The sequence below is a fragment of the Mycobacterium sp. SP-6446 genome, assembly GCF_001954045.1.
Taxonomy (GTDB): domain Bacteria; phylum Actinomycetota; class Actinomycetes; order Mycobacteriales; family Mycobacteriaceae; genus Mycobacterium.
Window position 1 is genome coordinate 23083 of record NZ_MBEM01000143.1, and the last position, 19753, is coordinate 42835.

Below are 19753 nucleotides of genomic sequence, written 5' to 3' on the forward strand. Positions count from 1 at the left end.
TAAGATAGCGCGGAAATGCCCTGTTAACTAATTCACACCGCGTGCTTTCGGATGCGAGCCGATGCGAGCGAGCACCTGGTCGTGCAGCAGCCCGTTGGTCGCCACGGCGCTGCCGCGGTGCGGGCCCGCGCTCCCGTCCAAGCCGGTGAACGTCCCGCCCGCCTCGCGGACCAGGATGTCGAGGGGCGCCAAGTCCCACACCGACACCTCCGGCTCGGCGGCGATATCGATGGCCCCCTCGGCGAGTAGGCAATAGGACCAGAAGTCGCCGAAGGCGCGCACCCGCCACACCACGTCGGTCAGCTCGACGAAGCGTTCGCGCAAACCGCGTTGCGCCCATCCCGACAGGCTCGCGAACGACAGACTGGCCGAATCCAGCTGTGCGACAGAGGAAACCGACAGCCGCCGCGGCGGGGATCCCTCGACCGCGACGAACGCGCCGCGGCCGCGGGCGGCCCACCACCGACGCTGCAGCGCGGGCGCGCTCACCACGCCGACCGAGGGCGCGCCGTCCTCGAGCATCGCGATCAAACTGGCCCACACCGGCACTCCGCGCACGAAGTTCTTGGTTCCGTCGATCGGGTCGATGATCCATTGCCGCCCGGTGAAGGATGTGGTGCCGCCGAACTCCTCGCCGACGATGCTGTCGTCCGGCCGTTCGCGCCCGAGCGCCGCGCGCAGGTCGGCCTCGACCGCCCGATCGGCGTCGGTCACCGGAGTCAGATCAGGTTTGGTGTCGATGCGCAGGTCGAGGGCGCCGAACCGGGCGCGAGTCAGTGTGTCCGCACGGTCGGCCAGCACGAGCGCCAGCGCCAGATCATCCCGGGCCATGCCAGCAGTCCTATCACGACTTTCAGAAACGACTCTTCGAAAGCCCTAACCTGGATGCGTGTGGGAATTCGGATTGCTGCTCCTACTCGTCGCCGTCCTGGCGGTCTTCCTTGCCCAGCGGTTCATCCCGCGTGGCCCGCGCGGTGAGCTGGCGAGCGGCACGCTGTTGGTGACAGGCGTCAGCCCGCGGCCGGACGTGACTGGTGAGCAATACGTCACGATTGCGGGGGTGATCAACGGGCCCACCGTCGACGAGTACTCCGTGTATCAACGCATGGCGGTCGACGTCGAGGCGTGGCCGACCGTGGGCCAGCTGATGCCGGTGCTGTATTCGACCAAGAATCCCGACAATTGGAAGTTCGCGCCGCCGGAACCCACCGCGTAGCCGACCGTCATCCGGCCGCCGGCGGGCGCGCCATCACCGTGACCCGAGCGCCGTATCGGGGGACGACAATCGTGGCTCGCGAGACTCTTCCTCCGGGCATCCCGGGTACGCCCGCCATACCGGTCGGCCCGCCGGTCCCGTCGGGCGTCGGTAATCCGTTGCCCGCCAATGCGATTGTGGGGGCCGCTGGAGACGCCGTAACGGTGCCTTCCGACGGTGCGCTCCAGCTCGCCGGCACGGACATCGATCCGATGGTGCCGGACCGCGCCAGCGTTGCGGTGACGTTGCCCAGACCGCCTCCGAGGCCCGAGGCGCCGCCGAGCGTGGGTGTCGCGGCCACCTGAGCCGTTGTCGACCCGAGCGCGGGCAAAATCCCCAAGTCCTTCTCGGCTCCGACGATCCCGGAAACAAACCCCTCGAAACTGGTAGGAGCTTTCAGAGCGGTGCCGGTGGCCATGATGGCGTCGAACAGCGCGAAACTGCCCGAGGTGCTCGAAGCGGCCGAGGGCGCAGCCGAAACCGCTTGCGCGGCTGGGGTTGCGGACGCGGCGCCGGCGTTGGCCTGCGCGACCGCGGCGGTTTGAGCGCTGATCCCGTCGGGCTTGGTGGCCTGCTTCGGCAACGAGAATGGCGTCAACCGCGTGGCCGCGAGCGAGCTGGTCGCGTAGCCGGACATCGCGGTGACGTCCTGGGCCCAGTATTCGGCGTACTGCGCCTCGGTGGCCGCGATCGCCGCGGTGTTCTGGCCGAAGAAGTTCGTCGCTATCAGCAGCGCCAACTGCATCCTGTTGGCCGCGACCGCCGCCGGGGGCACCGTCATCGCATATGCCAGTTCGTAGGCCGCCGCGGCGGCGCGGGCCTGGATCGCCGTCTGCTCGGCCCGTTCCGCGGCCGCGTGCAGCCAGGCCACATAGGGGATAGCGGCGGCCGTCATCGCGTCGGATGCCGGCCCGCGCCAGTGCAAGCTCGTCAGACCCGAGAGCACCGACTCATAGACCCCGGCCGCGATGCCCAACTCGGCCGACAGGGAGTCCCAGCTTCCCGCGGCGGCCAGCAGCGGGCCCGAGCCCGGGCCGGTGTACATCCGGGCGGAGTTGATCTCCGGTGGCAAGAACACGAAATCCATTGGGTCACATCTCGATAGGCGTCCTGCGCAGCGAACAGCGCTGCGGCGGCCGGGTCGCGAAACATTCGCGACCTCAACTGCTGAGGATCAGCTGTCCGTTAGCCGGCCGCGGGCGGGCGCGGCATCACCGTGAGCCGGACACCGTAGCGGGGCGGACCGCCCACGCCCGCGCCGCGAGCGACGTTCCCCGCCGGCATCCCCGGGTAGCCGGGGTAACCCGAGGCGACCGCCTCCTCGGTGCCCGGAATCGTGGTGAAGCCGGCGGGCTCCAACCGCGCGATCTGACCGGTCGACGGCGCCGACCAGCTCGCCGGGACGGACATCGGGCCGATGGTCCCCGCGCGGGCGAACGTTGCAGTGACGTTGCCCAGTCCCGCGCCACCGCCCAGCTGGGGAGCTGCGGTCAGTGCGGGGGCCAGCGCGGCGGGAGCCGCCGCCGCCTTGGGCAAAATGCCGAGGTTGTTCTCGGCCCCAATGACGCCGGAAGCGAACGCTTCCATGTTGTAGGGGGCGGTGAGCGCGACATTGGTTGCCTGAATGGCGTCAAGGATGCGGAAGGCGGTCGAGTCGCCCGCGGCCGCGGGGGCTGGCGCGGCGGCCGCCGGCGCCTGCTGGGCGGCCGCGGAAACCGCCTGCGCAGCCGACCGTGTGACCGCTGCGGTCGCATTGGCTCGGCCGACCGACGCGCTCTGAGCGGCCAGCCCGGACTCGTTGGTGGTGCGGTTCGGGGAGAAGAACTTAGGTAGCCCCGTCGTCGCGGCTGTCGACGAGGCGGAGTAGCCGGACATCGCAGCGGAGTCCTGAGCCCAATAGTCGGCGTACTGCGCCTCGGTGGCCGCGATCGCCGCCGTGTTCTGGCCTAGCACATTCGTCGCGATCAGCGAGGCCAGTTGTGTCCGGTTGGCGGTGACCGCCGGCGGCGGAATCGTCATCGCGTAGGCCTGCTCATAGGCCGCCGCCGCCGTCCTGGCCTGCATGGCGGTCTGCTTTGTTTGTTCGGCGGTCGTTTGCAGCCAACCTACGTAGCGTGCGGCGGTGGCCGCCATCGCTTCGGATGCGGGCCCGCGCCACTGCAAGTCCAGGCCGGAGAGCACCGACTCGTAGGACTCGGCTGTGGCGCTCAACTCGGCCGACAGCGCGTCCCAGCTGCCCGCTGCGGCCAACAGCGATACGGCCCCCGGCCCGGCGTACATTCGGGCCGAATTGATTTCCGGTGGCAAAAATGCGAAATCCATTGTGTCGCATCTCCTTCGTGAGTTGTTTGCGGTGAGATTCATCGGCGTCGACAACGCACCACCGCCGTGTCGGCGGTGGTCTAAAGAAGTGAGTTGGTCCTGCGTTATCGCAGACTCGGTGGCTGCACGGGGGCCGCTAGGGTCGCGGCCGGCGTCGCCAGTAAAAGAGCTGGCGGGGCATGCGCACGGGGCATCTCTGCAGCCTTCAGCTATGAATCGTCGTGGGCCCGAGAGGCCCAGTATCGCGTTTTGGTCCCGTTAACGGAGCAAGTCCAGGAAATTTCCCGACGCGAGGTAACGCCCAATCCCGGATTGAAAGGGACCAATGGCACTCGGTTGGTGACCATCGCCTCTGCGGAAACGGCGTGCCCGGCCCATAACGTACGGGTTAGCAACGATGAACACTCCCGCAAAGGAGACTCCGATGAGCGACATCTACCCAGCTCCGTCGGTCGTCGTCGGCATCGACGGATCAAGGGCGGCGACTCACGCGGCCTTGTGGGCCGTCGACGAGGCGGTCGCCCGGGACATCCCGCTGCGACTGGTGTACGTCGTCGATCCGCTGTGCACCCCCGCGGCGGGCTCGCAGGACGACCCGCAAAGCGTTGCCCGCGCGGCGCTCTACGCCGCCTACCGGGCCGTCGACGCCACGGACAAGCCGGTCAAGATCGAAACCGAGATCCTGTGGGGGCGGCCGCTGGCCAAGCTGATGGCCGAATCGAGGTCGGCGGCCTTGATCTGCGTCGGGTCGATCGGGCTCAACCACGCGCGCCGCATCGGTGGCACCGTCGCAGCTGCCCTGGCCGAATCGGCGTTGTGCCCAGTTGCGGTGGTGCACCGCTCGCCGGGCGGTCCGGCAAGCCCCGAGGTCAACGAGGTCGTCGTGCAAGTGGACAATGGTTCGGTGCTGCGACACGCGTTCGACGAGGCGAGGTTGCGCCGAGTTCCGCTGCGGGCACTGGCCGCACACGTCGCCGAGACCCCCGACGATGTCGGCGACGGAAACCGCTTGGTGCAAGCGCAACTGAATCGCCGGCTGGCCCGCTGGACGCCGCGTTACCCCGACGTGCCGGTCGAGTCCACGGTCATCCGCGGAGGTGTCGGCGGATACCTGGAGGCCAACGCGGACACCGGGCAGCTCTTCGTCACCGATATGCACGCCGCCAATGACGTGTGCGGGGCGTACAACGTGGGATGCTCAATACTCACGGTTCGGTGCGGCAACTTGTAGGCAGCGGATGTCGGGAGTGGCGCCTTGGTAAAGGTCTTCTTGGTCGACGATCACGAAGTGGTGAGGCGCGGGCTGATCGACCTGCTCGGGGCGGATCCCGACCTCGACGTCGTCGGTGAGGCGGGCTCCGTCGCCGAGGCGATGGCCAGGATTCCGGCCGCGAGCCCGGATGTCGCGGTACTCGACGTCCGGCTGCCCGACGGCAACGGCATCGAACTGTGCCGTGATCTGTTGTCGCGCATGCCGGAGCTGCGCTGCCTGATCCTGACGTCGTATACCTCCGATGAGGCGATGCTGGACGCGATCCTGGCGGGCGCCAGCGGCTACGTCGTCAAGGACATCAAGGGGATGGAGCTGGCACACGCCGTCAAAGAAGTCGGCGCCGGGCGGTCGCTGCTCGACAATCGCGCAGCCGCGGCGCTGATGGCCAAGTTGCGCGGCGCCACCGAGAAGTCCGACCCGTTGTCGGGTCTCACCGATCAGGAACGGACGCTGCTCAGCCTGCTCAGCGAGGGGCTGACCAACAAGCAGATCGCCGACCGCATGTTTCTGGCCGAAAAAACAGTGAAGAACTACGTGTCTCGGCTGCTGGCCAAGCTGGGCATGGAGCGGCGAACCCAAGCCGCGGTGTTCGCAACGGAACTGAAGCGCTCGCGGCCGCCCGGTGATGAATAGCGACACCGGAGACGCCGGCATGGGCCCGCTGCGTCAAACACTTTCCCAACTGCGGCTGCGCGAGCTGTTGGTCGAGGTGCAGGATCGCGTCGAGCAGATCGTCGAAGGCCGCGACCGCCTCGACGGGCTGTTAGAGGCGATGCTCGTGGTCACGTCCGGATTGGATCTGGAAGCCACGCTGCGCACCATCGTGCACTCGGCCACCAAACTCGTCGACGCTCGATACGGCGCCCTGGAGATGCACGACCGGGACAATCACTTGGTGCGCTTCGTCCACGAGGGCATCGACGAGGAAACCGTGCGGCGCATCGGCCACCTACCCGAAGGCCTCGGCGTCATCGGCCTGCTGATCGACGAACCCAAACCGCTACGTCTGGACGACCTTTCGCAACACCCCGCCTCGATCGGGTTTCCGGCACACCACCCGCCGATGCGGACTTTCCTCGGGGTGCCGGTTCTGGTGCGCGACCAATCGTTTGGCACTCTTTATCTCACCGACAAGATCAACGGGCAGCCGTTCAGCGATGACGACGAGGTGTTGGTCCAGGCGCTGGCCGCGGCCGCGGGCATCGCCATCGCGAACGCCCGGCTTTATCAGGAGGCCCAGCAGCGGCAGTCGTGGATCGAAGCCACCCGTGACATCGCCACCGAATTGCTGTCCGGCACCGAACCCGCGACGGTGTTCCGCCTGGTCGCCGAGGAAGCGCTCAAACTCACGGCCGCCGAAGCGGCCCTGGTGGCGGTTCCCGCCGACGAAAATGCAGCGAGCTCCGACGAGCTGCTGGTGGTCGAAACAGTAGGCGGCGCAGCAGCTTCCATCGCCGGCCGAACCGTCGCGATCGGGGGCACGGCGATCGGAGACGCCTTCACCACGAGCACCCCGCGACGGGTCGACCGGATCGACCTCGACGGCGCACACGAACTGGGGCCGGCGCTGATACTGCCGTTGCGGGCCACCGATACGGTCGCGGGAGTCGTTGTCGTTGTGCGCCAACGCGGTCCGGGGGCATTCACCGACGAACAGCTCGAAATGATGGCCGCATTCGCCGATCAGGCCGCGCTGGCCTGGCAGCTGGCCACCTCGCAGCGCCGGATGCGCGAGCTCGACGTGCTCACCGACCGCGACCGCATCGCGCGCGACCTGCACGACCACGTGATACAGCGGCTCTTCGCCGTCGGCCTGGCGCTGCAGGGTACCGTGCCGCGAGCACGCGATTCCGAAGTGCAGCAACGGCTTTCGGAGGCCGTCGACGACCTGCAGGGCGTCATCCAGGACATCCGGACGACCATCTTCGACCTGCACGGTGCCGCGCAGGGCATCACTCGGCTCCGGCAACGGATCGACGCCGCGGTCACCCAATTCGCCGGCTCGGGGCTGCGCACGACGGTCCAATTCGTCGGGCCGCTGTCGGTGGTCGACGGTGCGCTGGCCGACCACGCCGAGGCGGTGGTCCGCGAAGCGGTCAGCAATGCCGTTCGGCACGCGGACGCCACCACGCTTGCGGTCCGGGTCAGCGTCGAAGACGACTTGTGCATCGAGGTGAGCGACAACGGGCGGGGGATGCCCGACGAGTTCACCGGCAGCGGCCTGACGAACCTGCGGCGTCGGGCCGAGCAGGCGGGCGGTCAGTTCACGATCGAAAGCGCGCGCGGCACAGGCGGAACCGTGTTGCGGTGGTCAGCCCCGCTGCTCCAATAGCCCGGCCCACTCGACGACCCGGGACAGCCGGCGCCGCGGCGTCGGCGGCAACGGATCCGCGTTGACCGGCGCCCACCCCACCCGCAGCAACATCTGCGGGTATCCGCTGGACCCGAACACGTCGGCGCGTACCGCCTCGCGGGTTTCGCGGATTTCCAGAGGTTCGCTGATCGGGCAGCACGCCAATCCCAGTGCCGTCGCCGTCAGCAACACGACGCTGGTGGCTTCCCCGGCGCGCAGCCGGGACAAGCGGTCGTCGCCCTCGGTGCCCAACGCCACGATCGCGGCGCCGTCGTCGGCGGGTGGGGCGGCCGACGGAGCCAGACCCGGTCCCGCGAAGAGGCGGCCCGGGATCGGGGAGGTTCGCTCGGACGGTGGTGTGTTCCTGGCCGGGACCCCGGCCACCGAACCGTACCGGCCGCTCCACATGGTGAGTTCGCGAAGGTAGTCGCGATTGGTCGCGTGGTCCCAGACCGCTTGGGCGACAATCTTGTTCATCCGTTCGAGGGCGTCGACCTGCCGAAGCATTACCCCGCATCGCGCGGCACGGGCGGCCATCAACGCGATGTCGCCCCCCGCTACCGGCCACGGCCCGTAGGCGCGCCGATCGGTGCGGCGCCGCGGGATGGCGGCCGCCAGGGTGATGTCGGCGTGGTCGGGGGTGTGCGGCGCGACCCCGACGGTCGCCAGGTGGCTGGGGTCGGCGGGGTCGGGAAAGCGATGGACCCGTGCTTGCCAGCCCATGGCGGCCAGCGCCACAACGCAGTGATGCAACGCGGTTCCGCAGCTGAGCATCAACTCCCGCCCGTCGGGGTCGGTGTTGCGCAGCTGCATGTCGGGCTCGGAGTAGAGATCCAGGCTCGCCGCGCCGACCCGCCACCGCCACGGTTGCGTGTTGTGAATAGAGGGCGCCCGGGTGGCCAGGGTAAGGACCGCCTCGAGGGTGTCGGTGTCTGGGAAAAGGGCGTTCATGTCTGCCTCTCCGGTCCGACAAACCTTGCTGTCGAGAAGTGTGGTCATGTTTTCCAGGATCGCGCGGCGCCACCGTCGCCAGCAGAGCAGGAAGCCATCGGCATCGGGGGACCTTTGGCCCTGCCGCAAGCCCCCGCGTCAGGCAGGGCCCGCGGCGGGTTCTGGCTCCGGTCCGAACCTGAAGTGGCGGCCCGTGATTTCGGACGCGGTGACGCGGACGTAGTGAACCTTGGGTATCGCGGTCCACGGCAGGAGCTGGGCCCTGTCGGCCTCCTCGATCTCGGCGTCGGTGCGTAGCACCTTTGCGCGACCACGGACGATCACGCTCCAGCCTTCCGCGACATTGTGGTCGTCGGCCTCGAACAGCACGACGCTGTTGGCCACGGCGGAGAACAGTTTGGTGCCTTCGGAAGTCCGAAACAGCACGGTCCGGCCCTGTACGCCGAAGTTGACCGGGAAGATCTCGGGCTCACCCGCAAAGCTGGTTACCAGCCGGCCCAGCGCGACGCCGCCCAAGCGGCGCCAACTCTCGTCCTCCGACAGGATGGTGACTGGCTCATCGGTCATGGTTCCAACCTTTCCCTGCGCACCGCCACGATTTCAAGCCGTCGGGAGAGCTAGCGAAACTCGAGAACGTCGTCCAACGGCCGCCGCGGTGTCGGTGCCGGAATCGCTTCCAGGGGCGGCGCGATCCCGGCGCGGACCAGCACCTGGGGTTCGCCGTGGCCGACGAGGTTGCGGACGACATCGCGGCTTTCCTCCGATTCGATCAGATGCGTCAACGTGCAAGTCGCCATTCCGGCCACGGTGCATTCGAGTAGGACGGCCGACAGCGCCTCGCCGCACGCCAACACCTCGGCCCGCGTGTCCTCAGGGGTCGACAGCACAAGGATTTTCGACCAGTCCGCGCCGATCTCCGGGCGTCGATCCTGGTGGCTTCGGACCGGGAAGTCACGGGCCACGTCGACTCGGTGGCGCTCGATATCCGATGCCAGCGCGCTCGGCGGCACGCCCTCGGCCAACGCGAATGGCGAAGTCCACCATTGCAGTTCGAGCTGATACGACGAATCTTCGCGCCGGAGCGATTCGCTGAGCTGCGAGGCCTCCGCCAGGAGCGGGCGTTGATCGTCGGCCAGAACGTCAAGCGTCGCAACGCTTTCGCCCAACGCGCTTCGCAGCTCGGGTTCGAACGCATACCAGTAGGTAGGCATGCCGAACGCGAGCCGGTCGGTCCGACGTTGCAGGATCGCCCGCGCGCGTTGCCGCTGCGCCGCGGTGACTTGATCCATCGGGCTGAATTCGACAGAGGCCAAGTGAGTGGGATCGATCGGGTCGGGCAGCCGAGTAATGCTCGGCAGCCAACCGGACGCGGTCATGGCGACGCGAAAGTGATCGAGCGCGGCGCCACAACTCAACACCGCTTCCCGGCCGGACCGGTCGGCGGCGGGCACCGTTCGGTGCCGGTCGACGAACAGATCGATGACGTCGCCTTGCGCCACCCACCGCCACGGCTGGCTGTTGTGAACGGACGGAGCGCGGCAGGCCAGCAGGACCGCCGTCTTGAGCGCCTCGACTTCCACACCGTCGACGCTATGGCGAGCGGGCGTGGACCCCTAGGGGCCTTCGTCCTTTATCAACCCGCAGAAGGCACTTGTCTGGCATTCTGAGGGCATGGCACGCGGAGAAATCGATCCGATCCGGGCAAAGAGCGCTCTGGCGGTGATCAGGCAGAACCCTGGGATAGCGCTCTTCGCGGTCTCACCGGGACTCGTGGCGCTCGCCGTCATCTGGTGGCTCGCCGGCGCCGGCTGGGCCATCGCCGCGGCCATCCTGCTGCTGATCGCCGGAACCGCCGTCGTCGTCTTGAAACGCTGACGCCGCCAGCATGCGTTCGTGGTGGGGCTGGGGCACCGTCGAGGACGCGCTTTCGGAGCACGAGACACGCGAGCTGATCGCACGCGTGGCGGCGCTGCTCCCCGGGCACGACCTAACCGATCACCCGCCCCCGGATCCCCACACGCTCGGCTTGGCCGAGCCGCGGGTGGCCCCGCCGTCGTCGCTGGCCGATCTGTGCTCCGTTGACTCCGTCGATCGGGCCGCCCACGCGCACGGCAAGGCTTTCCGCGACGTCGTGCGCAACCTGCACGGCCGCCTCGACCACGTTCCCGACCTCGTAGTGCGACCCCGCCGCGAGCAGGATGTGATCGATGTCCTGGATTGGGCTGCGCGCCAGGGAATTTCGGTGATCCCCTACGGCGGCGGCAGCTCGGTGGTCGGCGGCGTCGAACCGCGCTTCGACGGGCTGGCGGTCACGGTGGATACCACCGCCATGGACGCGGTGCTCGAGCTCGACCGGACCAGTCGATCCGCCCGCATCCAGGCCGGAGCCCTCGGGCCGGAGATCGAAAACCAGTTACGCCCACACGATTTGACGCTGCGCCACTATCCGCAGTCGTTCGGATTTTCCAGCCTGGGCGGCTGGCTGGCCACCCGTGCCGGCGGGCACTTCGCCACGCTCTACACCCACATCGACGACCTGACCGAATCGCTGCGCGTCGTCACCCCGGCCGGGGTGAGCGAATCGCGGCGGCTCCCGGGCTCCGGCGCCGGGCCGTCCCCCGATCGGTTGTTCCTCGGCTCCGAGGGCGCGTTGGGCATCATCACGGAGGCGTGGATGCGCTTGCAAAACCGGCCGAAGTGGCAGGTCACCGCGTCTTTGGCGTTCGACGACTGGGCGAACGCGCTCGCCGCGACTCGAACGATCGCGCAGGCCGGCCTTCACCCGTCGAATTGCCGGTTGCTGGATCCGGCCGAGGCGTTCCTGAACGCCGGAGCCGCGGTCGGGGGAGGGATGCTGGTGCTGGCTTTTGAATCCGCCGATCACCCCGTCGACGCGTGGCTCGACCGTGCAGTAGCGATCGCCGCCGAACACGGCGGCGTCCTTACCGCGCGACGCGACCGCGAAAACACCAGCGATGCAAGCAAATCGGATGCTTCCGGGAATTGGCGTTCGGCCTTTCTTCGGATGCCGTACCAGCGCGACGCGCTGGCCCGCCGCAGCGTCATCGCCGAGACGTTCGAGACGGCGTGCACCTGGGACGCATTCGAGGCCCTGCACGACGCGGTGACCGGGGCGGCGCGCGCATCGGTCGAACGGATCTGCGGGACCGGCGTGGTGACCTGCCGGTTCACCCACGTCTATCCCGACGGCCCGGCTCCGTATTACGGCATCTATGCCGGCGGGCGGTGGGACTCCCTGGATGCGCAATGGGACGAGATCAAGGCCGCCGTGTCCGAGGCGATCATCGCCGCCGGCGGCACCATCACTCACCACCACGCCGTCGGCCGCGATCACCGCCCGTGGTACGACTTGCAGCGCCCTGACCCGTTCGCGGCGGCGTTGCGCGGGGCGAAGTCCGCGCTGGACCCGGCCGGAATTCTCAACCCCGGGGTGCTTATCGACGCGTGATCAGCCGTGGCTGATGCGCAAGAGCTCGGCCAGGCTCGGCAGCTTGACCCGCGGGCGCCCGTGCGGCTCACCGGCGGCCCGCTCGTGGCGATCGATGATCTCCCAGTGAGCGGAGGTGACCAACTTCGGCTGCCGCGAGGCCAGCCAGTCGGCCAACTTGTCGGCATGGTCCTCGCCGAAGTCGGCCAATTCGTCGGTCCCGGTCAGGTCGGCCAGCAGCGTGTCGACGGTGTCCTGGGAGTCCTTCTTATTAGTGCCGATCACACCGGTCGGCCCGCGCTTGATCCATCCGACGACGTATTCGTTGCGGCTGCCCTCGACCCGGCCGTTGGCGTGGGGGATGGTCGCGCTTTTGTCGTCGAACGGCAGTCCCGGGGTGGGCACGCCGCGGTAACCGACCGACCGCACCACCAGCTGCGCGGACAGTTCCTCGCGCTCGCCGGTGTCCTTGGCGGCCACCCGCCCGTTCTCATCGGTGACCAATTCGTTGCGGCCCAGCACGATCCGCTCCACCTTGCCGTCACCCTTGATCTCGATCGGGGATGTCTTGAACCGGAAAACCATTCGACGGTGTCCCGGGCGGGGCTCACGGCCCGCGTAGTCGCGCAGCACCTTGATGTTCTGCTTGCAGACCTTGCCGACCGCGGCCGCATCCTCGTCGGTGATGCCCTCCAGATCGGCGGGATCCACGATCACGTCGACGCCTTCGAGGTCCGCCAACTCGCGTAGCTCGAGCGTCGTGAACGCGGTCTGCAGCGGACCGCGCCGGCCGACGATCACCACTTCCTCCACACCGCATGGGCGCAGCGATTCCAGCGCGTGATCGGCGATATCGGTTCGCGCCAGCTCGCCCGGGTCGGTGACCAGGATGCGCGCGACGTCGAGCGCGACGTTGCCGTTGCCGATCACCACCGCGCGACTGCCGGACAGATCGGGCGAGATCTGCTCGAAGTTGGGATGGGCGTTGTACCAGCCCACGAAATCGACGGCCGCGACACTGCCCGGCAGGTCCTCACCGGGAATGTTGAGCGAGCGGTCTGACTGCGCCCCGACGGCGTAGATCACGGCGTCGTAGTGCTCGGCGAGTTCGGACGCCTCGAGGTGCTCGCCCACCACGACGTTGCCGAAGAAGCGGAAGCGGGGGTCCTCGGCGGTCTTCTCGAATTGTTTGCTGATCGATTTGATCTTGGGGTGATCGGGAGCGACACCGGAGCGCACCAACCCCCACGGGGTGGGCAGCATCTCGATCATGTCGACGGCGACGTCGATCTCGTCGGAGGTGTCGGCGGCTTTCAGCAACGATGCTGCGGCGAAGAACCCCGACGGTCCGGAGCCGACGATGGCGACATGGTATGGGCGCATACTCGAGCCTTCTGTTTAGTGCCCGGCCTGCGCGCAGAGGGGCTGTCGCGGCGCAGTCGGGGCTGCACATGATCGTGACTCGATGCTAAACGCATGACCGCTGGTCGTGACCTGAGCACTCGCCGAGCGCAAAGCCCCCGGTAACGTGGGCGGCTGTGGAACCCGACCGTCAAGCCGACATCGCCGCCCTTGACTCCGCCCTGACCACGGTGGAGCGGGTGCTCGATGTCGACGGTCTGCGCGGCCGCATCGAGATGCTCGAACACGAGGCGTCCGACCCGCACCTCTGGGACGACCAGGCCCGCGCGCAGCGCGTCACGAGTGAGTTATCCCACACGCAGGGCGAGCTGCGCCGGATCGAGGAGTTGCGGCAGCGCCTGGACGACCTGCCGGTGCTGTACGAGCTGGCGGCCGAGGAGGGTGAAGGCGCGGCCGAAGCGCTGACCGAGGCCGATGCCGAGCTGAAGGCCCTGCGCGCCGACATCGAAGCCGCCGAGGTGCGCACCCTGCTCTCGGGTGAGTACGACGAGCGCGAGGCACTGGTCACCATTCGCTCCGGCGCCGGCGGGGTGGACGCCGCCGACTGGGCCGAGATGCTGATGCGGATGTATATCCGGTGGGCCGAGCAGCACAAGTATTCGGTCGAGGTGTTCGACACCTCCTACGCCGAGGAAGCGGGGATCAAAAGCGCGACGTTCGCCGTGCATGCGCCGTTCGCCTACGGCACGTTGTCCGTCGAACAGGGCACTCATCGACTGGTGCGAATCAGCCCGTTCGACAACCAAAGCCGGCGTCAGACATCCTTCGCCGAAGTCGAGGTGCTTCCGGTGGTCGAAACCACCGATCACATCGACATTCCGGAAGGCGATGTGCGAGTGGACGTTTACCGCTCCAGCGGGCCCGGCGGCCAGTCGGTGAACACCACCGACTCCGCGGTTCGCTTAACCCACATCCCAACGGGTATCGTCGTAACTTGTCAGAACGAAAAGTCGCAACTGCAGAACAAAGTTTCGGCAATGCGAGTGCTCCAAGCAAAGTTGTTGGAGCGCAAGCGATCAGAAGAGCGTGCCGAGCTGGACGCCTTGAAAGGCGAAGGCGGCAGTTCCTGGGGAAACCAGATGCGCTCCTACGTACTACACCCGTATCAGATGGTCAAGGATCTGCGAACCGAGTACGAGGTGGGCAATCCCGCGGCCGTTCTGGACGGAGACATCGACGGGTTCCTGGAAGCGGGAATCCGGTGGCGCAACCGAAAAGATGACGACTAACACAACTGTTCTCGCTGCATCGATGGCGGATCGCTGGCACGGCTTTTGGCGCGGTGCGATCGGCGAATGGATCCTCGGCAGGGGCCTGCACATCATCATGCTGCTGATCGCCGCGGTGCTGGCGGCACGCTTCGTCAGCTGGATCGCACAGCAGGTGACCCGGCAACTCGACGTGGGCTTCACCGAAAGCGACGCGCTGGTGCGCTCGGAGGCGACCAAGCACCGCCAGGCCGTCGCGTCGGTGATCCAGTGGGTGTCGATCGTGGTCATCGCGATCTGGGTCATCATGCAAATCGGTGGCGTGCTGCAGTTCTCCTTCGGCGGGCTGGTAGCGCCGGCCACCGTGTTGGGTGCCGCCCTGGGTTTCGGTGCTCAGCAGCTCGTCAAGGACCTGCTCTCGGGCTTTTTCATCATCGTCGAGAAGCAGTACGGCTTCGGTGACCTGGTCACCCTCACCATCGTTTCCGCGACGGAAGCCAGCGGCACCGTCGAGAACGTGACCTTGCGGGTGACGCGGCTGCGCTCACCGGACGGTGAGGTGTTGACCATTCCCAACGGCCAGATCGTCAAGGCGACGAACCTGTCCAAGGACTGGGCACGCGCGGTGGTGGACATCCCGGTGTCGACCAGCGCCGACCTCAACCGGGTCAATGAGGTCCTGCACCAGGAATGCGAGCGGGCGCTCGACAACCCGGTATTGGGGGAATTGCTGTTAGACGCTCCGACCGTGATGGGGGTCGAGAGCATCGCCGTCGACACGGTCACCCTGCGTGTGGTGGCCCGCACGCTGCCCGGCAAGCAGTTCGAGGTAGGCCGCCAGCTGCGTGTGCTGGTCATCCGGGCGCTTGCCCGCGCCGGAATCGTGACCGCGGCCGACGCGACCGTCGGCGTCGTCGACGATGCGGGTGTCCCCGCCGCGGAGGCGGGTGCGGCCGACGGCGAACAAGCCGACAAAGCCGGAGAACAGACCCAGGGCCGGGTGCATCAGCGGTGAAGCTGACCCTGAATATTTTCGAGAAGGGCGACGACGAGGCCCAACAGCGCCGGCCGCTGAGCCACCTGTTCGGCGGGCGGGTCCGCACCTCGACCGTGGTGTTGATCGTGGCGTTCCTGGCGGTGTGGTGGGTCTATGACACCTATCGTCCGGAACCGCCCCCCAAGCCCGCGGCGCCGCAGGTGGTGCCGCCCGGATTCGTGCCGGACCCGAACTACACCTGGGTGCCGCGCAGCAGGGTGCAGCAGCCGGCGCCCACCGTGACCGTCACGCCGACACCGACCACGTCCACGCCGCCGCCCCCGCCACCGCCGCCGCCGGTCACCACGACGACGACGCCGCCGTTCGTGCTGCCGACTCCGCCGTGTTTGCTGCCGCCGCCCTTCTGCCCGCCGAGTACGAGCCCGTCGCCGGCGCCGCAGCAACCCCAGCCGGGACCCGGTCCGGTGCCGACATCCGCGCCACCGGCCAGCTGATCGTCCGGGCCAGCGAAATTCACCGCTACACTGGCGTGCCGTGATGATCACCCTGGACCATGTCAGCAAGAAGTACAAAGCGTCGGCCCGCCCGGCGTTGGACGACATCAACGTCAAAATCGACAAGGGTGAATTCGTCTTCCTGATCGGCCCGTCGGGTTCGGGCAAATCGACGTTCATGCGGTTACTGCTGGCCGAGGAGACGCCGAACAGCGGCGACATCCGGGTCTCGAAGTTCCACGTCAACAAGATGCCGGGCCGGCACGTGCCGAAGCTGCGCCAGGTGCTCGGCTGCGTGTTCCAGGACTTCCGGCTGCTTCAGCAAAAGACGGTGTTCGAAAACGTTGCTTTCGCGCTCGAAGTCATCGGCAAACGCAGGGATGCGATCAATCGGGTGGTGCCCGACGTGCTCGAGACGGTCGGGCTGTCCGGCAAGGCCAACCGGCTGCCGCACGAATTGTCCGGTGGCGAGCAGCAACGCGTCGCGATTGCCCGCGCGTTCGTCAACCGGCCGCTGGTCCTGCTGGCCGACGAGCCGACCGGCAACCTCGACCCCGACACCAGCAAGGACATCATGGATTTGTTGGAGCGGATCAACCGCACCGGCACGACGGTGCTGATGGCGACGCACGACCACCACATCGTCGACTCGATGCGGCAGCGCGTCGTCGAGCTGTCATTGGGCCGGCTGGTCCGCGACGAACAGCGCGGTATCTACGGAATGGATCGCTAAGTGCGCTTCGGTTTCCTGCTCAACGAAGTCATCACCGGCCTTCGTCGCAATGTCACCATGACGGTTGCGATGATTCTGACGACCGCGATCTCGATCGGCCTGTTCGGCGGCGGGCTCTTGGTCGTCCTGCTGGCCGACCACTCGCGCGCCATCTACCTCGACCGAGTCGAAACGCAGGTCTTCCTCACCGAAGACGTCTCCGCCAACGACCCGGGCTGCGGGACCAACCCGTGCAAGGCGCTGCGGGAGACGATCGAGAAGCGCCAGGACGTCAAATCAGTGCGGTTCCTCAATCGCCAGGACGCCTACGACGACGCCATCCGGAAGTTCCCGCAGTACAAGGACGTTGCGGGAAAGGATTCCTTCCCAGCGTCGTTCATCGTCAAGCTGGAAAACCCCGAGCAGCACAAGGACTTTGACACCGCGATGCAGGGCCAGCCCGGCGTGCTTTCGGTGCTCAACCAGAAAGATCTGATCGACCGGCTGTTCGCGGTCCTCGACGGCTTGAGCAACGCCGCGTTCGCCGTCGCCCTGGTGCAGGCCGTCGGCGCGATTCTGTTGATTGCCAACATGGTTCAGGTGGCGGCGTATACCCGGCGCACCGAGATCGGGATCATGCGACTTGTCGGCGCCAGCCGCTGGTATACCCAGCTGCCCTTCTTGGTGGAGGCGATGGTCGCCGCGGCTGTCGGTGTGGGCATCGCGATCCTCGGCTTGATCGTGGTGCGTGCGTTCTTCCTCGACAACGCGCTAAATCAGTTCTACCAAGCCAATTTGATCGCACGGGTCGACTACGCCGACATCCTTTACATCTCGCCGATTCTGTTTTTGCTCGGCGTGTCGATGGCCGGCCTGACCGCCTACGCGACGTTGCGTCTCTACGTGCGGCGGTAGTAGCTGTGGCCAATAACTCCGGCCGGGACAAGGCCGCGGGCGGCAAGCGTGGCAGCAAACAGATTGTGGCCACCAATCGCAAAGCGCGACACAACTATTCGATCATCGAACTTTTCGAGGCCGGAGTTGCTTTGCAGGGCACCGAGGTGAAGAGCCTTCGGGAGGGCCACGCGTCGCTGGCCGATGCGTTCGCAACCGTCGACGACGGCGAAGTGTGGTTGCGCAACTTGCACATTCCCGAGTACGAGCATGGTAGCTGGACCAACCATGACCCACGCCGCAATCGAAAGTTGTTGTTACATAGGCAACAAATCGACAGGCTGGTCGGCAAGATACGTGATGGTAACCTCGCCCTCGTGCCGGTGTCTCTGTATTTCTCCGAAGGAAAGGTCAAGGTCGAGCTCGCGCTTGCCCGCGGCAAGCGAGCGTACGACAAGCGCCAGGATTTGGCCCGCCGCGATGCGCAACGTGAAGTGCATCGCGAGCTGGGCCGGCGAGCCAAGGGCATCAACTGATCGGGGCGGCTTACGCCCAGCTGTCGGCCGTTACCTACGGCGTCAGCGATTTCGTGGGCGGAGTAGCCGCTCGACGGGTGGCCGCGCTGCGAGTGATGCTCGTGGCCTACCCGATCGAGACAGTGTTGACCGCCGCGCTGGCCGTCGCCGTGGGCGGACCAATCCAGACGGGCGCGGTCGTGTGGGGCTGTCTGTACGGCATCGGCATGGCGTTCGGCGTGTGGGCATTGTTCGCCGCGCTGGCGGCCGGGCCGATCTCGGTGGTCTCACCGCTGGCGGCCGTGCTCAATGCCGCAGTGCCCGTGGCGGTCGGTGTGGCGCTGGGGGAGCGGCCCGGCCAGGCGGCTTCGCTGGGCGTGGTGCTGGCCCTGGTCGCGGTCTTACTGGTCAGCCGCGAGGCCAGTGTAGAGGGCGTCACACCGTATCGGTTCACACCCAAGGTGGGCTGGCTCACGCTCCTCGCGGGATCGGCGATGGGGCTGAACCTGGTTTTCCTCCATCAGGCGCCCCAGGATTCGAAGCTCTGGCCACTGTTGTTCGCCCGGGTGTCGGCTACCGCGGTGGTGTTCGCCATGGCCGCGGCCAGCAGGAATCTGCGACTGCCGGGCGGGCAGCCGCTGAAGCTGGCCCTGGGTGTCGCCCTGCTGGACATCTGCGCCAACATCACGATGCTGCTCGCGCTGCACACCTGGCTGCTGTCGTTGGCCAGCATCCTGATCTCGCTATACCCGGCGGCGACGGTCGTGCTGGCCATGGTGGTGCTGCGCGAGCGGCTGAGCCGCTGCCAGGGGGTCGGCATGGTGTTGGCCATGGGCTCGGTGGCGATGATCGCCGCAAGCTAGGCACCGATCGGCTTAGGATCCGTCCATGGCCACTCGTCCCGTCACCGAACTCGATAAATCTGACGTCCTGCCCGGGCTCTTTGCCGTGTGGGACGACATCGACACGCTGCTGGACGGGATCGCCGAGACGGAGTGGCAGGCGGCCAGTCCGCTGCCCGGATGGGACGTCAAGGCCCTGGCGTCGCACATCATCGGCACCGAGTCATTCCTGGCGGGCATCGCACCGCCGCAACCCGACGTCGACGTGTCCGCCCTCGACCACGTGCGCAACGACATCGGCGTGATGAACGAGTGCTGGGTGCGCCATCTCAGCGGTGAACCGGGCGGGGAGGTGCTGGCCCGGTTCAGGGACATCACTAACAATCGGCGCAAGGCGCTGACCAGCCTGTCCGACGAGGAGTGGAACGCGGTCACCGCGACGCCGGTAGGCCCCGAGAGTTACGGGCGGTTCATGCGGGTGCGGGTGTTCGACTGCTGGATGCACGAGCAGGACATGCGCGAGGCGCTGTCGCGGCCGTCGTCCGACGACGAGCTCGACGGCCCGGCGTCGCAGCTTTCCCTCGACGAGGTCGCGGCGACCATGGGATACGTGGTGGGCAAGCTCGCCAAAGCGCCCGAAGGTTCCCGCATTGTGTTCGAGCTGACCGGTCCGGTGGCCCGCACCATCCACGTCAGCGTGGAGGGCCGGGCTCAGCTGGTCGACGATTTCGGCGGCCAGGAACCGACGGCGACGATCCGGATGGACGGGCTGCAGTTCACCAGGCTTTCCGGCGGGCGCCCGATGAGCCCCGCCCGCAGCCAGGACATCGAACTCGACGGCGACAAAGAGGTGGCCACCCAGGTCGTCGAGCACCTGAACTTCGTGATCTGACCGCAGCCTGGACCGGAAGATAATTCCGTTGCCGCTGGTTGAACACGGCGTACCATGGATTGTCCTGCCGAAAGTCGGCGGGGATGAGCGAAGAACGCATAGACAAGGGGCTGAACGGTTTCGACTTCGCGCATCGAATCAAGGGAAGCGTGCCGGTGCAGGCAAGAGACCACCG

At 67.2% G+C, this 19753-nt stretch carries 21 protein-coding genes; 14 read left to right on the top strand and 7 right to left on the bottom strand.

Going from position 1 to position 19753, the window contains the following annotated elements:
- Positions 1–27: 27 nt before the first annotated feature.
- Positions 28–831 (bottom strand): histidinol-phosphatase, encoded by an 804-nt coding sequence (gene hisN / locus A5736_RS13585; RefSeq protein ID WP_076246757.1) that lies wholly within the window; start codon positions 829–831, stop codon positions 28–30.
- A gap of 58 nt (positions 832–889) precedes the next feature.
- On the opposite strand from hisN, the gene A5736_RS13590 reads away from it, so the two are divergent.
- Positions 890–1216, top strand: coding sequence for a hypothetical protein (locus A5736_RS13590; RefSeq protein WP_076246758.1), 327 nt, complete (start codon positions 890–892; stop codon positions 1214–1216).
- A 7-nt stretch (positions 1217–1223) separates the two neighbouring features.
- On the opposite strand, the gene A5736_RS13595 is transcribed toward A5736_RS13590, so the two are convergent.
- Positions 1224–2342, bottom strand: coding sequence for a PPE family protein (locus A5736_RS13595; RefSeq protein ID WP_076246760.1), 1119 nt, complete (start codon positions 2340–2342; stop codon positions 1224–1226).
- 98 nt (positions 2343–2440) lie between these two features.
- Positions 2441–3577, bottom strand: a complete 1137-nt coding sequence (locus A5736_RS13600; RefSeq protein ID WP_076246762.1) for a PPE family protein — start codon at positions 3575–3577, stop codon at positions 2441–2443.
- Between the two features lie 424 nt (positions 3578–4001).
- Here A5736_RS13600 and A5736_RS13605 point away from each other — a divergent pair, with 424 nt between their 5' ends.
- From A5736_RS13605 to A5736_RS13615, 3 genes are read left to right on the top strand one after another with little or no spacing between them, the layout of a single operon-like run.
- A complete protein-coding gene (locus tag A5736_RS13605) occupies positions 4002–4808 on the top strand; it encodes a universal stress protein (protein WP_076121862.1) in 807 nt (268 codons plus the stop codon).
- 24 nt (positions 4809–4832) lie between these two features.
- The gene (gene devR, locus A5736_RS13610; protein ID WP_076121859.1) at positions 4833–5483 is read left to right on the top strand and encodes a two-component system response regulator DevR; all 651 of its coding nucleotides are present in this window, start codon (positions 4833–4835) and stop codon (positions 5481–5483) included.
- The gene (locus tag A5736_RS13615; protein ID WP_076246764.1) at positions 5476–7182 is read left to right on the top strand and encodes a GAF domain-containing sensor histidine kinase; all 1707 of its coding nucleotides are present in this window, start codon (positions 5476–5478) and stop codon (positions 7180–7182) included. Before devR ends, A5736_RS13615 begins: the two co-directional genes overlap by 8 nt.
- Here A5736_RS13615 and A5736_RS13620 read toward each other — a convergent pair.
- The 3 genes from A5736_RS13620 to A5736_RS13630 form a co-directional block, all read right to left on the bottom strand.
- Positions 7162–8154: a nitroreductase family protein gene (locus A5736_RS13620; protein ID WP_076246766.1), complete on the bottom strand. Its 993-nt coding sequence runs from the start codon at positions 8152–8154 to the stop codon at positions 7162–7164. The genes A5736_RS13615 and A5736_RS13620 overlap by 21 nt on opposite strands.
- A gap of 138 nt (positions 8155–8292) precedes the next feature.
- Positions 8293–8721 (bottom strand): pyridoxamine 5'-phosphate oxidase family protein, encoded by a 429-nt coding sequence (locus A5736_RS13625; RefSeq protein ID WP_076121851.1) that lies wholly within the window; start codon positions 8719–8721, stop codon positions 8293–8295.
- Between the two features lie 50 nt (positions 8722–8771).
- Positions 8772–9734 carry an NAD(P)H nitroreductase gene (locus A5736_RS13630; protein ID WP_076246768.1) on the bottom strand — a complete coding sequence of 321 codons (963 nt, stop codon included), beginning with the start codon at positions 9732–9734 and terminating at the stop codon, positions 8772–8774.
- Positions 9735–9825: 91 nt separating this feature from the next.
- Here A5736_RS13630 and A5736_RS13635 point away from each other — a divergent pair, with 91 nt between their 5' ends.
- Together A5736_RS13635 and A5736_RS13640 are read left to right on the top strand one after the other, a co-directional pair.
- Complete coding sequence (locus A5736_RS13635) at positions 9826–10029, top strand: hypothetical protein (RefSeq protein WP_076121846.1); 204 nt, start codon at positions 9826–9828, stop codon at positions 10027–10029.
- 10 nt (positions 10030–10039) lie between these two features.
- On the top strand, positions 10040–11623 hold the full coding sequence (locus A5736_RS13640) for an FAD-binding oxidoreductase (RefSeq protein WP_076246770.1): 1584 nt from the start codon (positions 10040–10042) through the stop codon (positions 11621–11623).
- Here the strand turns inward: A5736_RS13640 and A5736_RS13645 are convergent, their stop codons facing one another.
- Positions 11624–12985 carry an FAD-dependent oxidoreductase gene (locus A5736_RS13645; protein WP_076121841.1) on the bottom strand — a complete coding sequence of 454 codons (1362 nt, stop codon included), beginning with the start codon at positions 12983–12985 and terminating at the stop codon, positions 11624–11626. It lies immediately after the preceding gene.
- Positions 12986–13140: 155 nt separating this feature from the next.
- Here A5736_RS13645 and prfB point away from each other — a divergent pair, with 155 nt between their 5' ends.
- The 8 genes from prfB to A5736_RS13685 all read left to right on the top strand — a co-directional run bounded on the left by prfB (position 13141) and on the right by A5736_RS13685 (position 19578).
- A complete protein-coding gene (gene prfB / locus A5736_RS13650) occupies positions 13141–14253 on the top strand; it encodes a peptide chain release factor 2 (protein WP_076246772.1) in 1113 nt (370 codons plus the stop codon).
- A complete protein-coding gene (locus A5736_RS13655; RefSeq protein ID WP_139333302.1) occupies positions 14243–15247 on the top strand; it encodes a mechanosensitive ion channel family protein in 1005 nt (334 codons plus the stop codon). The genes prfB and A5736_RS13655 overlap by 11 nt, the downstream gene beginning before the upstream one ends.
- Positions 15244–15723 carry a hypothetical protein gene (locus A5736_RS13660; RefSeq protein ID WP_076246775.1) on the top strand — a complete coding sequence of 160 codons (480 nt, stop codon included), beginning with the start codon at positions 15244–15246 and terminating at the stop codon, positions 15721–15723. Before A5736_RS13655 ends, A5736_RS13660 begins: the two co-directional genes overlap by 4 nt.
- Positions 15724–15766: 43 nt before the next feature.
- The gene (gene ftsE, locus A5736_RS13665; protein WP_076246777.1) at positions 15767–16456 is read left to right on the top strand and encodes a cell division ATP-binding protein FtsE; all 690 of its coding nucleotides are present in this window, start codon (positions 15767–15769) and stop codon (positions 16454–16456) included.
- Entirely contained in the window at positions 16457–17350 is an 894-nt protein-coding gene (gene ftsX / locus A5736_RS13670; RefSeq protein WP_076246779.1) for a permease-like cell division protein FtsX, read from the top strand.
- Between the two features lie 5 nt (positions 17351–17355).
- A complete protein-coding gene (smpB, locus tag A5736_RS13675) occupies positions 17356–17865 on the top strand; it encodes an SsrA-binding protein SmpB (RefSeq protein ID WP_076060733.1) in 510 nt (169 codons plus the stop codon).
- A 92-nt stretch (positions 17866–17957) separates the two neighbouring features.
- The gene (locus A5736_RS13680; RefSeq protein WP_175611265.1) at positions 17958–18707 is read left to right on the top strand and encodes an EamA family transporter; all 750 of its coding nucleotides are present in this window, start codon (positions 17958–17960) and stop codon (positions 18705–18707) included.
- Between the two features lie 25 nt (positions 18708–18732).
- The gene (locus A5736_RS13685) at positions 18733–19578 is read left to right on the top strand and encodes a maleylpyruvate isomerase family mycothiol-dependent enzyme (RefSeq protein WP_076246782.1); all 846 of its coding nucleotides are present in this window, start codon (positions 18733–18735) and stop codon (positions 19576–19578) included.
- The last annotated feature ends 175 nt before the right edge of the window (positions 19579–19753 follow it).